The organism is Sphingobacterium sp. G1-14 (genome assembly GCF_002196555.1).
Classification (GTDB): domain Bacteria; phylum Bacteroidota; class Bacteroidia; order Sphingobacteriales; family Sphingobacteriaceae; genus Sphingobacterium; species Sphingobacterium siyangense.
On sequence record NZ_CP021381.1, the window covers coordinates 4,605,344 to 4,619,647 of the forward strand.

The 14,304-nt window shown below is 38.6% G+C and carries 10 protein-coding genes and 1 pseudogene; 5 read left to right on the top strand and 6 right to left on the bottom strand.

Annotated features, from left to right (window positions below; all coding sequences use genetic code 11):
• Positions 1-10: 10 nt before the first annotated feature.
• From CBM24_RS19895 to CBM24_RS19905, 3 genes are all read right to left on the bottom strand, one after another.
• On the bottom strand, positions 11-1,543 hold the full coding sequence (locus CBM24_RS19895; protein WP_070566742.1) for a RagB/SusD family nutrient uptake outer membrane protein: 1,533 nt from the start codon (positions 1,541-1,543) through the stop codon (positions 11-13).
• 11 nt (positions 1,544-1,554) lie between these two features.
• Complete coding sequence (locus tag CBM24_RS19900) at positions 1,555-4,617, bottom strand: SusC/RagA family TonB-linked outer membrane protein (protein ID WP_157698540.1); 3,063 nt, start codon at positions 4,615-4,617, stop codon at positions 1,555-1,557.
• A gap of 224 nt (positions 4,618-4,841) precedes the next feature.
• Positions 4,842-5,720 carry an AraC family transcriptional regulator gene (locus tag CBM24_RS19905; protein WP_070566744.1) on the bottom strand — a complete coding sequence of 293 codons (879 nt, stop codon included), beginning with the start codon at positions 5,718-5,720 and terminating at the stop codon, positions 4,842-4,844.
• Positions 5,721-5,882: 162 nt separating this feature from the next.
• On the opposite strand from CBM24_RS19905, the gene CBM24_RS28125 reads away from it, so the two are divergent.
• Together CBM24_RS28125 and CBM24_RS19915 are read left to right on the top strand one after the other, a co-directional pair.
• Positions 5,883-6,164 carry a transposase gene (locus CBM24_RS28125; RefSeq protein WP_070566746.1) on the top strand — a complete coding sequence of 94 codons (282 nt, stop codon included), beginning with the start codon at positions 5,883-5,885 and terminating at the stop codon, positions 6,162-6,164.
• Positions 6,152-7,006 (top strand): annotated as a pseudogene (locus CBM24_RS19915) (IS3 family transposase); the annotation flags it as partial. The gene CBM24_RS28125 and the pseudogene CBM24_RS19915, both read left to right, overlap by 13 nt.
• 172 nt (positions 7,007-7,178) lie before the next feature.
• On the opposite strand, the gene CBM24_RS19920 reads toward CBM24_RS19915, so the two are convergent.
• The 3 genes from CBM24_RS19920 to CBM24_RS19930 all read right to left on the bottom strand — a co-directional run bounded on the left by CBM24_RS19920 (position 7,179) and on the right by CBM24_RS19930 (position 8,585).
• Positions 7,179-7,619, bottom strand: a complete 441-nt coding sequence (locus tag CBM24_RS19920; RefSeq protein WP_139145007.1) for a hypothetical protein — start codon at positions 7,617-7,619, stop codon at positions 7,179-7,181.
• Positions 7,570-8,046 carry a transposase family protein gene (locus CBM24_RS19925; RefSeq protein ID WP_088162440.1) on the bottom strand — a complete coding sequence of 159 codons (477 nt, stop codon included), beginning with the start codon at positions 8,044-8,046 and terminating at the stop codon, positions 7,570-7,572. The genes CBM24_RS19920 and CBM24_RS19925 overlap by 50 nt, the downstream gene beginning before the upstream one ends.
• Positions 8,047-8,300: 254 nt before the next feature.
• Complete coding sequence (locus CBM24_RS19930; protein ID WP_070566755.1) at positions 8,301-8,585, bottom strand: right-handed parallel beta-helix repeat-containing protein; 285 nt, start codon at positions 8,583-8,585, stop codon at positions 8,301-8,303.
• 218 nt (positions 8,586-8,803) lie between these two features.
• Between CBM24_RS19930 and CBM24_RS19935 the strand changes: the two genes are divergently transcribed.
• From CBM24_RS19935 to CBM24_RS19945, 3 genes are all read left to right on the top strand, one after another.
• Positions 8,804-9,043, top strand: coding sequence for a DUF1569 domain-containing protein (locus tag CBM24_RS19935; protein WP_070566757.1), 240 nt, complete (start codon positions 8,804-8,806; stop codon positions 9,041-9,043).
• Positions 9,044-9,275: 232 nt separating this feature from the next.
• Entirely contained in the window at positions 9,276-10,952 is a 1,677-nt protein-coding gene (locus tag CBM24_RS19940; RefSeq protein ID WP_088162441.1) for a DUF6377 domain-containing protein, read from the top strand.
• Positions 10,953-11,343: 391 nt separating this feature from the next.
• Entirely contained in the window at positions 11,344-14,286 is a 2,943-nt protein-coding gene (locus tag CBM24_RS19945; RefSeq protein WP_070566761.1) for a SusC/RagA family TonB-linked outer membrane protein, read from the top strand.
• Positions 14,287-14,304 lie beyond the last annotated feature (18 nt).

The window sequence follows — 14,304 nt, forward strand, 5'->3', positions numbered from 1 at the left end:
AATAAAATAGTTATGGTTTCAATAATGGGTTTGTATCAATTTCACGCTGTGGAATTGGAAAAAAGTATGCTCCTGAAGTGATGGATTTACCATACTTTTCTACCAAAACTTTTTCCATCAGATGATTGCGTCGTAAATCAAACAGCCTATTCCCTTCAAATGCAAGCTCTAGTGCACGTTCTTCAACTACTGCCTCACGAAATGCAGCGACCGATAGATTTGCTGTAAGCGGGCCTAGGCCTGCCCGGCTACGGATTTTATTCACCGCAGCATATCCCTCAGCTGTAGGACCAGCAGACTCTGCATAAACCAGAAGAATATCCGAATAACGTATCACCGGCGAATTGGTACTCATTTTATCTGCATCCCGAAGTGGATCAATGTACTTTCGGGTAAAAGGTCGCGAGAAATCCGCAATACCAAGTTTAATGGTTTTGCCATCGGGATTGACAACTTCTGAAACAATAAGGTCTGTTTTCCTCTTATCACTTGAGTTGTAGCTGTTGTAGTGCGCGGCCTCCATCTGAAAATGGTTCCACCCTTTACCAATATTGATTATTGTAGTCTCAGGATCGCTTGGATTGTATGGAATACGCATTGCAAAACCGGGATCAGGCAAAAACATGTTCGGTAATTTGGAATAATTCCCCTCGCGCTCACCTGAGCGATCTACAGCAGCGTCAAATATGTGTTCGGAAACGGCAGCTTTTTTATAAATTTCAGTATTCCAGATATCAGGTAACACACTTGTAAAATTAAAAATTTGCTGATCGTTGATCACTTTTGCGGCATATGTATTCGCTTCAAGATAGAGCTTTGTCGCATCAGTTACAAATTCGTAGCCTGGCGAAGTTGAAGCTTTTGAAGACGCCATATGGAGGTATACCTTTGCGAGTAATGACTGGGCAGCACACCGATTTGCCCTTCCCTCAAAATTTTTAGAAATTGACATCAATTGTTCCCCTTGCTTTAGATCAGCAATGATAACATCGTAAACCTGCTGGATACTTGACTTGGCTACAGGGATCTGCTCGGCCTCAACAAGGGGTTCTAAACGAAGCGGAACTTCACCGAATAGACGCACTAGATTAAAATTGTGAAGTGCACGCAAAAAATAAGCCTCGCCGATAATTTGATTGCGGTCAGCTTCCGCCATATTAGGAACGTTAGGAACATTGGCTATTACGGCGTTAGCACGTGAAATACCACGATAAAGATATGTCCATAGATTATCAAGATCTGAATTTGTCGAGGTAGTCCGTAATTGATCCAGTTCAAAATTTGACTGCCCTGCATCTGCTTTCGCTGTCAGATTCTCAGTCGGCAATTCAGTAATAATGTAATAACCCCTAGAATAATATCCGACTTCAGGCAAAATGGCGTAAGCATAGATCAAGCCTGAAAGCGCATCTTGCCCCGTCTTGTAAAAAGACTTTGAATTAACTATTCCATAAGGCTCTTCTGTTAGTTTAGAACAGGATATAAAAGTACTGCTGATTAGTCCTAAAAGACAAATAGGTATAAAAAGTTTATTGATTTTCATGGCTGTTTAATTTAAAATCCAACGGATAATCCAAGGGAATAAGTTCGAGGTCGTGGGTAATTACCCCAGTTGATTCCATCCAATCCCATCTCGGGATCAAAACCCTTGTTAAATTTGGTAAAAGTCAGTAAGTTATTGCCGGCGGCAAACAACCTTAATGTGCTGATGCCAGCAATCAGGCCCGGCTTAAAATTATAGCCAATGGTAACATTTTGCAGTCTAAGAAAGGAACCGTCTTCAACGAAAAAATCCGAAGCTTTATAGCCTCGCGTATTATTGGCTCTAGGATATAACTGACTTGGGTTATCGGGCGTCCAGCGCTGCACTTGCCTGCTCGGTGTCATCTTTTGAAGATCGAAAACATCATTCCCATATACGCCGTAAAACTGGGCACTTAGGTCAAAACGCTTGTACGAAGCACTGGTATTAAAGCTATAAATGAATTTAGGTGTAGGGTCGCCAATTACTGTACGGTCATATGTAGGATCTATGGTCCCATCAGACTCGCCCTTAGGGCCGCTGATATCGACGTATTTAATCTCACCTGGTAATGCCTCCCGCCCAGTAAGTCCGGCACCTATCCCTTCCTCCAATGTTTGAATTATTCCATTTGCACGATAACCATAGAACGTATACATTGGTTGGCCAACGATAAAATGGTTGACATTCTGACGTACCATTTCAATCAATGATCCTGTGACAACACGGTCACTCTCGCCCATTCTAACCACTTTGTTACGGTTGAGAGCGAAATTGCCACCAACAGACCACTGTAAACCGTCGGTTTGAATTACTTTAGCATTGAGTCCCAATTCGAAACCACGGTTACTTATTTCACCATCGTTTACCCATTGTTGATCAAAGCCTGAGGATGGTGAAATTGTACGCGTACGGAGTAAATCTTTCGTCTGCTTGTCGTAATAATCTGCCGTCAGGGTAAAGCGCTGGTTCATAAACCCGATATCCAAACCAATATCGAAAGATGTTGTCGTCTCCCACTTTAGGCTTTTGTTCCCTAAGCCACCAACGACAGTAAGCCCCTGCTCATTATTGGCTCCGGCCAAGCCCGGACCAAAGCCCGTCATAAAACCATTTTGTGATCCTACAAAATAGCGCTCAGAGCCATAGCGGTCCATGGTCTGATAAGGAGATATCCCCTGATTACCTGTCAATCCATAACTTGCTCTAAATTTCAGCTCGGAAAATGCGCCCAGGTGTTTAATGAATTCTTCTTCACTTATTTTCCAGGCGAATGCTGCTGACGGGAAAAAGGCCCACTTATTATTGTCCCCAAATTTAGTAGAGCCATCTGCGCGACCGGTCAGGGTAAAAAGATACTTATCTGCTAAAGCATAATTTACCCGTCCAAACCAAGAATTCAATGTAGATGAAGAGAGTCCATTACTGAGTGTCTTTGTCTTTGCACTGTTGAGATTTTCATTTTGAAGGTTATCGTTGACAAAATTCATCCCTATCAAATTACTCGTTCTGGTTGTTGATGTCTGTAAAGAGAAACCTCCTACAATATTAAAGCGATGTATATCGTTAAATGTCTTGTTGATGGTGAGATAGTTTTCATTGACTAGCTCATTATTGTTATAGTTGCTAATAGAGCCATAACCTGTATTTTCATAACCTCGAAATGTCACAGTGGCTGGCTCGTAGATATCACCAACAGAATTACCAAACTTAGTACTTAACTGTGTCCTAAACTGAAGCCAATCAGTAAATTTTATATTAGCAAATACTGTAGCCAAGACGTCTATAGTCTTTGACTTGTTGAGCACTTCATTAGCAATCGCTATCGGATTACCAAAATCCGTAGCCGATGTACGAAAATAGTTTCCATTTTTGTCATAAACAGGGAATATACGCGTACGGCCGGCACTCAAATTTTGCCCTTGATTGTTCGTATGTGTCAATATCACATTTGTACCAGCGGAGATAGCCTCAGTTAATTTTTGGTCTAAATTCAATCTGCCGGTATATTTGTCATACGCATTTTTTATCGCGAGTCCCTCTTCCTTATAATAATTACCGGACATGGAGTATTTTGTATTATCTGAACCTCCATCTACACCAAGCGTATAGTTTTGGGAAAAAGGGTTTCGATAGACTAAATCTGCCCAGTCGGTATTGGTGGTCCACTGTGGTTTATTGGGGTCCAACCCGCGCAATTCAGCTATAGACGGAAAGTAAACCCCACTCCTAACTTCGCCTAGATAAGGTAATTGACTTAAAGGAGTCCCCCCATTTAATGCCGCCTCATTTGCATAAACAGCTTCTTCGATGCCATCACGCCAAAGATCAGGTTTGACAGCTAGTGTCGAAATAGAATTTAAAGTGTTTAAAGATATTCTTGGTTTACCGGCTCTTGCCTTTTTGGTGGTAACCATAATAACTCCATTGGCCCCACGCGAACCATATATTGCTGCTGATGAGGCGTCCTTAAGTACTTCGATGGACTCAATATCTTCAGGATTTATCTGTTTTAGATCTCCTGCATCACCCCAGGGAAATCCATCAACAACAACAAGTGGCGCATTGGATCCATTGAGAGAGCTATTACCACGGATACGTACTGTAGCGCCAGCTCCAGGCTTACCGCTTGAAATTGCCACTTGGACTCCAGGGATCTTTCCTTGCAATAATTGATCCACTGATGAAGCCGGAGTCTTGTTTAGGTCCCCACCTTTGAGTGTGGCCACAGCGCCTGTAAGATCACTCTTTTTAACTCCGCCGTAACCGATAACAACCACATCCTCGAGATCGACTGTGGCGGTTGCCAAAACTGCATTTACAACTGTTTGATTATTTAATTGGACGTTTTCGGTCTTGAGTCCGAGCGAAGTGAAGGTCAAAACTCCTGTTCCGCCTGGCACAGAAATCTGATAATTCCCTTTTTCATTTGTGGTGACTGCCTGATTTCCATATTTTACTGTTACTCCAGCTAAAGGCTGACCCTGATTGTCCCGAACGGTTCCGGAAACTAATCGACTCTGAGCAACACTTAATTGAACGGCAAATAGCGCACTGCAAAAAAGAGTATAAGTCGTCAATAAACTTCTTCTCATAATATATAACATTTAGATTTATAAATTGCTTACTATGGGTAACTTCTATTAAGCATACGTACTGTATATCCCTTTCTTAATTGGTTAGCCTCAAGTATTAGACAAATATATTCCAATACCCCACTTAAAGATCAATACTATTTTAACCAAATGTTATACTCAAATTAAAATATACCCCATCTTACAATCAAAACCACAAAATACTATATATATTATTTTAACTCTTAAATGAAAACACGGCTGCCACTGAAGTTGAGTCTATAGGCAGATGGGGTACAATTTTTTTTACGTTTGAATGCCCGGTTAAAGTTGGAAATATTATTAAAACCACATAGGTAACAAATCTCAGCGACTGTATTGCTCGTCTCTATTAACATTCTGGTAGCGTGGCCAAGTCTTATTTCATTGAGATTGTCAATAAATGTTTTTCCTGTACGTTTCTTTATAAACCGGGAGAAAGAAACTTCGGACATATTGACCAGTTCGGCGACGTCATTAAGGGAGATCAATTTGCTGAAGTTTTTATTCATATAATCAAATGCTACATCTAAACGACGGCTTCGAAAATTCAGTGATTTGTCCAAAAGCATATCTCCCTCAACCAGTAGTTCAGTGTCTTTGCTTACCGATAAATCCCGCAAAATTAGCATTAATTTTATCACTGAATCAAACCCCACCGTTTTATGCAAATTCAATATTTCGGGTGCGATTGACTTAATAGTGCTTTTCGAGAATTTTATACCAAAGCTGCTTACTTGCAACATTCTTTTAATAAAATTCAGTTGATTTTTATTTAAAAATTGATCGCTAAATAGATCTTTATTCCATTGCACTGTCACTTCAACAATATTCTTTGATCTACAATTATTATTGAACCAGCCATGTGGCAAATTAGGGCCTGTCAAAACGAGCTCATAATCTCCAATTTCTTCAATCCTGTCTCCGACAACTCGCTGAGCACCGGAAGCATTCAAAATCATATTTAATTCGTACTCCTCATGGTAATGATATGGAAAATCAAATTTATCTTTAATGCGATGAAACACAGTGAAGCATTCTGTTTCTCTTAATGGAGTGACTTCTTTGATCGGATGGTGGCTCATAATTGTTAAAATACTATTATCTAAAATAACACTATAGTTATTAATAAACAATAACAGAACAATCAAATAGTATGAATCAAGCTATTATCAGTTAAAATAGTATTATATTTATGATACTCCCCAAATACTGGATAACTGTTTAAATGTTTAAATTAGCAGTTAATAGATGAAAAAACACGAAGAAAGTTTAGTGCAAGCTTCAAAGCTAAAGTAGCTATCGAAGCTATTAAGGAACAGCAAACGATTCATGAGCTTGCCTCTAAATATGAAGTTCAAGCTACGCAGATCAATACCTGGAAGCGGGAATTCTTAGATAATGCTGAAGCAGCATTTACGACGGATAAGCCTATGGTTAATGATGATTCGAAAGAGAAAGAGCTCTATTCGAAGATCGGCGAACTCCAGATGCAGGTTGATTTCTTAAAAAAAATCTTGGGCAAATGAGCACAGAAGATAAACGTAAGCTTATTTGCCCGTCCCACCACCATCTGAGCATTCATAAACAGTGTAAAATCATAGAACTCCCTCATAGCAGTTACTATTTCAAATCTAAGGGAGTATCTACGCTGAAGCAACAGCTGATGAATGCGATAGATCGCAAATTTCTAGATTGTCCATTTTATGGTGTTAAACGTATGACTGTTCACCTGTGTAAAGACCTGGGGTATTTTGTAGGTGAGAAACGTATTCGGAGGCTTTATAAGCTCATGAACCTTAGGACGATATATCCGAAGAAGAATTTGAGTAGATCAAACAAAGCTGATTATAAGTTCCCCTATCTTCTGAGGAATCTCAAGATAGAACGAATAAATCAGGTGTGGCAGGCTGATATAACCTACATCCCCATGTTCCGGGGTTTTATGTACATGTTTGCTATCATCGATGTGTATAGTAGAAAGATCATGGGTTGGGGAGTTTCCAATACAATGAATGCAGAATGGTGCAGGGATATCATGCTTGAAACGATTGAAAAACACGGTAAACCAGATATTTTTAATACAGATCAAGGCTCTCAATTTACTTCCAGTATCTTTGTTCGTGCGCTGCAAGATGCAGAAGTTCAAATATCTATGGATGGCAAAGGTCGTGCGATCGATAACATTTACATAGAAAGATTTTGGGGTTCACTAAAGAGAGAGAAAATCTATTTGAATCCTCCTAACGCAGGGATGGATCTCTATCAGAAAGTTAACGCTTATGTTACCTTTTATAACACGATAAGACGGCACGATTCGCTTGATGATGAAACTCCAGACACTGTTTATTACGCAAAGAAAGCCTCATAATTGGTCGGTGCAATAAGGAAAGCTGGTGGTAGGTATAATATTTCCCTCTTTTTCAAACACCCTCAATCACTTTGGGGAGGGGATTTGAAAAAAGAAAAATATTAGCAAATACAGTCAAAAATTGAAGATTATATATTAAGTTTGAATTTAGTTGTCCAACAAACCGGCAGTATCATAGAGCTCCTGCCACAATGTGGTGATCAATATGCTCGGCTCTTCCCCCATACGCTTTTTTATATGCGTAAAAGAATTTTTCAAGCGGATTAATCTTGCATTGAGATTTCCGGAGCAAGGTTTCCATGTCCAAATAGTTTTTGACGGTTTGTCTGTGCATGCACAGATGCCGTGCCATGGCACGTATGGAATATCCTTTTTTCTGTAATTCCTTCAGTTGCTCAAACCGCTTTAAGCGGATCCCGCCATGAGCTGAATCCGGAGAGCTTCTGTTTTCAGATAGTGAGCTTTGATTTTCAGCTATTTGTTGATCGTCAACCCGCAACTGCTTATTGGCCAACAAAGCTGTGGCTTTGCTGTAATGCCTAATCAAAACTTTCTGTACAGCCTCACTTAAATTTTTCAACACCTTTTGCTGGTGAAAAATCGCTTTTTTCAATCAACCGTAGTATAGTCGTATCGCTAGTGGGTATAGACAATATGGTACAAATCCGCTGAGCAGGCCTTCCTCCGGCAAGAAGCCCAAGTTGTCTGATCTTACTTTCCAGACGCTCAGTCCTCCGTTTATATGGCCTGAAATGACTCTCGAGCCTCTCGGTGAATATTTTGAACGGACATTCGTCTTGATGACAATAAAATTTACGAGAGCGAAGAATAATTCTGGAAGTTTTACCAAAGACAGGAAGGTCTGCGATCTTGCGGGTGTAATAGCTGTGGATTCTTTTCGAAGTGATGCAGCAGTTTGGGCAGACAGCACTTTGGGTAGTACTCTGCACATAAACTACCAGTACATCTTGCTGGTTATCTACTGATATAATCCTGAAGTTATCACCATCGTCCGAAAAAACAAGTTTTGATGCATTCATTAAAATATGAACGCTAATTGAAGACAAATATAATGGTATTACCACCAAAAGTGGGGAAGAACCAACATCAGCCAGTATGGCAGTTGAATAACAGCTTTAAACGCACTACGCATCCCTAATTCTAATTCAATTTTGAGGGGTCAGCTTGTTCAAGTATATCCAGACTTCACATTTTTTATTTGCTCATGTTTGTTATTGCGATATTCGGAGATGTATACTTTGCAGAAATAAATTAAGCACGAAATTAAAGTAGCTCAAAATTTACCTTTTAACTGGATATGCTGCACCACAGTTTTCAACCGATTGTCTGTGATAGCTATCCTGTCAAATCCTGTTCCTGTCGATTTAAAAGTGTTGATACCGTTTTTAAATCCGCTTTTGATCTGGTTTCCGCTCACATTGATATCTGATGATCTGCGTACCGAAGAAGATTGAATATCGATACCGACCTCATTGGAATCATTCCCCTCAATAATATTTCCCTCTACGGAACAGTTGTCGACCGTATATAACGAGATGCCCGTTTTCCCAACACCCAAAACAACATTTCCGGCAGTTTGATCCAGGGCTAAAAATCCACTTTCAAAATATCTTGTTCAAAAAATTATCCTGTCTATCAGACTATCAACGAGATGTAATGCGATAGATATGCAATTCTATTTCTTATCCTATGCAAAGTCGATCGAAGAACAAATCTGTTAGATTTGTAAGACTGCAAATGATCAAAATCCAGATAGAATAGATAAATGTTCCTAATATGAAATCAATATTTGAGAAAAACATAAGAGAAGCGGTCATCGAAAGAATTAATTTATTACACGAGGACAGCGATGCTCTTTGGGGAAAAATGACAGTAACGCAATTATTAATCGAGCAATATGAAACATTTGAAAAAGCTACATTTGTACATTGGTTCTTTGGTAGAATGTCCAGAGCCCAATTAGGTCAGTTCATATACAAACATTGCAACCACCATTTAAAGCAGTTTGGAGCGTAACCCAAAAAGTCACGGAACCGCTACATGTGTCAGACGTTATAACGGGTTCGTTCGAGGGCAGGTATCTGAAAATGGAATAGGTCATTATTGGTGTAATGTTTCAACACGCAGGATTGTGTTTAATCTCGGATATGATCTATTATAAAAAAAGCGCCATTGAACAAACTCAAGTTATTTATTTATATTTGATCTGCTCAATTTCTTTAATTTGAATAGTATTCTACTAATATAAATGGGAAAACCTGTATTTTTATATCTGATTTTATTTTTTATAGCCACAATTTCCAAAACTAAAGCGATTGCTTTAAAAGACTCCTCAATTCTCAATCTTACTAATCTCATTCAAAATAAAGATACTTTTGTTGAGCAAAAAGAGCTTTATCTTTCCCTGATAAAAAAAAAGCTGGACAATAGCACCGAAAATCTGAATCTAAAATTTGAATTACAAAAACAGCTGAGTAGCTCATACGCATCCTATAAATCTGATTCCGCTATTTATTATGCTAAGAAAAATTTGGAACTGGCAAATAAACTCCAGAGTCCAAATTGGATACTAGAAACTGAATTAGACCTTTCTCTACATTATCTGGTCGCAGGTATGTACATTGATTCTAAAGATATTTTGGATAGAATACCCATCCAAAAATTAAACAATCACCTAAAAATAAAATATCTGGATGCTCAAAAGAACTTTTTCAAGTTTTATGCATACCATAATTATAACCAAAAAAATTATTTAGCAATTAGCCGTAATTATCGTGATTCTTTATTAACGCTGCTTGATGAATCTTCGAATCACTACAAAATGGTATATGCAGAAAAACTGATCGACCTGAACAAAATAAAAGAGGCTAAAGTAATCTTGAATTCAATATTCGCGACAATAAAGGAAGATAGCCATGAAAAAGCAATGCTTGCATTCTCACTTTCAGAAATATACCGAAAGGAAGGCAATGTAGGCAAACAGTGCGAACTGCTGATTATATCCGCAGCTTGCGATATTAAAAATGCGATAAAAGAAAATACTTCCATGCAAGCGTTAGCATTTTTACTGCACCAACAAGGTTACATCGATGAATCCTATATGTGTATAAAATCATCGCTTGAAGACGCAATCTTCTGCAATGCTAAATTTAGGACCTATGAAGTTTCTCAAATTTTCCCAATTATTGATACCTCTTATCAGGAACATCAAAAACAAAAAAAGGAGCAATTGTTTACGTTTTTAATTGTTGCTTCCGTCCTTTCCATATTATTGATACTAGCGATAATATATGTTTATAAACAGATGAGAAAAGTGAGTAGGTTCAGGCTCGAATTATTTAAAGCAAATCAGGATCTCAATAAACTAAATGACGAATTACAAACTAAAAATGAAGAGTATAAAATTGTAAACAACAAATTGTCCAAAACGAACAATTTGTTGTATGAATCCAATCACATCAAAGAGGTATACATCGGACATTTTCTTGATATCTGTTCAATGTACATCACGAAATTGGAGAAATTTCAGACCTTAATAAAGAAAATGATCATGGGAGACAAAATCTCGGAGCTCCTTAACTTGGTTAAATCTAACGAGAGAATAGACAAAGAAAAAAAGGAACTGTTTAATACCTTTGATCATATTTTTCTTCATCTCTTTCCCAGTTTTGTAGACGATTTAAACTCGTTGCTGACCGAAGATGGAAAGATAATGCTTAAAACGAATGAGCTCTTGAATACCGAATTGCGCATCTTCGCCCTAATCAGACTCGGTGTAAATGATTCATCCAAAATTGCTGGATTTCTCCATTGTTCCTTAAACACAATTTATACTTATCGGGCAAAAATTAAAAGCAAAGCTATCATAGATAAGGATGAATTTGATAAAAACATCATGCAGATCGGAACGATTAAAAGTATTTAGAAACAAGACACCCGATACGTTTAAATACCCATCTATACAGCTCTGATTCGCTGTATTACATATCGTACTGCGTGTTAAATTTAGATTATTCGGTACGCTAAATGTTATTTCCCTACCTAATTTACTGCTGTTATATCTATATTTTTCTAAAGAAAAATATAGATATAACAGCTAATAATCAAATACTTAAACATTCACCAGACTTATATTTTGCGTTTACGATCTTTTTCCTGGGATTTGGTTTCTCTAGATTTGGAACTGTAACCAATGGCTGTTTTAGAAAATACCTAAGCAGCAAAAAAGGGATAATTTAAAAATTTTAAACAACCAATTTATGAGGGTAATCTATTTAAGACAGTGCTCGTCTTTAAAGTATCTATTAACTGTGTTTATGTGGATACTGATAATGACATGGGTACAAGCTCAAGAAAAAAACATTCAAGGGAAAATTCTTGATGTGACAGGTAAACCAATGGCCGGTGTTTCTATTACCGTATCCGGAAAACCAAAAGCTACTAAAACAGATGACGAAGGAAGATTTTCACTATCCGCAGTAAATGTCGGGGATAAATTACAGATAAGTTTTCTAGGCTATAAAAAATTGGAAAAGAATATTGATAACGCCACTGTCTATAATCTAACGCTTGAAACAAATGAAGAAAGATTAGCGGACGTTGTAGTAGTTGGCTACGGAACCCTAGATAAAAAAGAAGTAACCAGCGCCATTACACATCTAAACGGTAAGGATCTCAACGTATTTGGTGGAAATGGCGTACTTAATGCTCTTGCTGGCAAGGTAGCGGGACTCAGTGTAGTAAACACTGGCCAGTCAGATCCGAATTCCTCTCCCAGTCTGCAACTACGTGGTGTGTCTTCCCGCAACGCCGGACTTGGACCGCTTTATGTGGTTAATGGTGTTCCTGGGGGAAATGTTGACAACTTAAATCAAAACGATATTGAATCAATCGATATACTCAAAGGAGGTGCAGCTTCTGCTATCTATGGAACACGTGGGAGCAATGGCGTAATTATTATCACAACAAAAAAAGGCACATCTGAGCCTTACGCATTTTATGATGGATATGCGAGTTTTGACTTACCGAATAACCGTATCCAGGTTCTCAGTGCCGAAGATTTTTTAAAACACAACCGAGGAACGGATTTTGGAGGAAATACCAATTGGTTTAACGAAGTATCGCGCAAATTCGCCTTTAATCAAAAAAATACGCTTCAGTTAGCTGGTGGAAACAGACAAACCAATTATATCGTCTCATTTGACCTGCGCAATGCTCATGGATTGGACTTACGTTCAGACAAGAAAGAATACGGGGCGCGGTTGAATCTGTCCCATACCTCGGCCAATAACCTGTATACAGCCACTGTAACCATTGCGCCCAGGTTCCTTAAAGCAAATAATGCCAGTTATAATGCATTCAATCAAAGTTTGACACTAAATCCGACATTGCCGGTGATGGATGCAAAAAATCCAAACTTATTCAATTATATCAATACGGGTTTTTCTGGTGCTTATAATCCTGTTGAAGAACTTCGCACGGTATTGGATGGAACCGAGGGCAAGTACCTGGACTGGAATGCAGCTTTTAAACTTAACATTTTGGAAAACTTGTCTACACAGGTAACGTTGGCACAACAATCTTCTGATTTTTTTGATTTCAATTTTACACCGTCCTACAATACAGGCGCGATTAATGGAAATAGTGGTAGAAATTCAGCAGGAAGAAATTATAAAAAAAGTGACCAGTATGTATTTGAATGGACAGGAAACTACAAACAAAGTTTCGGAAGACATAATATTAACGTATTAGGAGGATATGCATATAATTATTTTCTGTATTCAGGAATGAATGCGGGTAACCAAAATTTCCCATCCGATGTACTGACGTATAACAATCTGGGCTCAGGTCAATATGACGTCCCTATTCCTACCAATCCACAGCCGGGTGATTACACATTCAGATCGGTTGGTTCATATAAAAATGATGCGAAACTGATCGCTTTTTTTGGAAGAGTAAATTATGATTTGGCAAATAAATATTATGCATCGGCAAGTTTGCGCTATGAAGGCTCTTCTAAATTTGGAAGACTGAACAAATGGGGTTATTTCCCCGCGCTCTCCTTAGGCTGGCGAATTATGGAAGAGGATTTCTTTCCGAAAGCTTCTTGGATCAATGACCTGAAACTTCGAGCAGATTACGGTGAGACGGGTAATCAGGACTTTGGCAGTTACCTTTCGTTAGATACTTATCAAGGTTATGGTTATTTTGCATTTAACGGGGCATCGTACCAAGTTTGGGGTCCCAGTCAGAATACCAACTATGACCTTCGTTGGGAAAAAGCACAGAACTTAAATTTCGGCGTCGATTTTGATCTTTTCCAACGAAAAATAAGTGGTAGTATCAATTATTATGTACGTACCAACAAAGATCTACTAGGCTCCTATAACGTTCCGGTTCCACCATTCGTGTTAACAACAACCTTTGCCAATGTAGGTACTATGAAAAATTCGGGCCTGGAAGTGCAATTGAATGCTAAAATCCTCACCCAGAAAGATTTTTCATATTCGGTAAGTTTCGCTGGAGCATCAAATAGCAATAAATTCGTTTCCTTTTCAAATGACATTTATAAGGGGCAAAACTTTCAATTCATGTCCTATATGCCTTCGCCGGGGTCTCCCGGACCAGCTCAACGTTTGGAAGAAGGACGGAGAATCGGCAGTTTCTATATGTACGAATCTGCCGGTATCGACGCCACTGGACGTTTGATGGTGTATGATAAGGACAACAATATTATACCCGGAAACACAGCAAAGGAAGAAGATAAACGTTTTGTAGGCAATGGATTACCATTGTTTACCGCCAGTTTGGGACAGAACTTTACCTACAAAAACTTCGATCTTTCGGTATTTTTACGAGGTTCATTTAAATACGACCTCTTTAACACGACCGCTTTTTATTTGGGAACCCCAGTTACGCAATCTGGTGCGAACGTGCTCAAATCGGCTTATGGAAATGGCAAATATGCTGCGTTGACCAATGCAGAGACCTATTCTACTCTTTCGGATTACTTCTTGGAGAAAGGTGATTTTGTAAAAATCGACAATATTACGATTGGTTATAATATCAAACCTCCTGTCAAGCAAATCAGTTCGATCCGGGTGTATGCCGTAGCACGCAATCTATATACTTTCACCAAGTTTACAACAGGTGATCCTGAAGCAATATCCGTTAATGGACTGACACCCGGTATAAATACTTCCTTGTCTTACTATCCATCGACGGCACAATTCCTAGCAGGCTTACAGGTTAAATTCTAACGATTAAACACAACAAAG

What these genes read in the sequence shown, in the direction of transcription:
- CBM24_RS19925 (WP_088162440.1), bottom strand. Translation starts at nt 8,046, where the DNA reads ATGAATGCATCAAAACTTGTTTTTTCGGACGATGGTGATAACTTCAGG.
- CBM24_RS19935 (WP_070566757.1), top strand. Translation starts at nt 8,804, where the DNA reads ATGAAATCAATATTTGAGAAAAACATAAGAGAAGCGGTCATCGAAAGA.
- CBM24_RS19900 (WP_157698540.1), bottom strand. Translation starts at nt 4,617, where the DNA reads ATGAGAAGAAGTTTATTGACGACTTATACTCTTTTTTGCAGTGCGCTA.
- CBM24_RS19895 (WP_070566742.1), bottom strand. Translation starts at nt 1,543, where the DNA reads ATGAAAATCAATAAACTTTTTATACCTATTTGTCTTTTAGGACTAATC.
- CBM24_RS19945 (WP_070566761.1), top strand. Translation starts at nt 11,344, where the DNA reads ATGTGGATACTGATAATGACATGGGTACAAGCTCAAGAAAAAAACATT.
- CBM24_RS19905 (WP_070566744.1), bottom strand. Translation starts at nt 5,720, where the DNA reads ATGAGCCACCATCCGATCAAAGAAGTCACTCCATTAAGAGAAACAGAA.
- CBM24_RS19940 (WP_088162441.1), top strand. Translation starts at nt 9,276, where the DNA reads ATGGGAAAACCTGTATTTTTATATCTGATTTTATTTTTTATAGCCACA.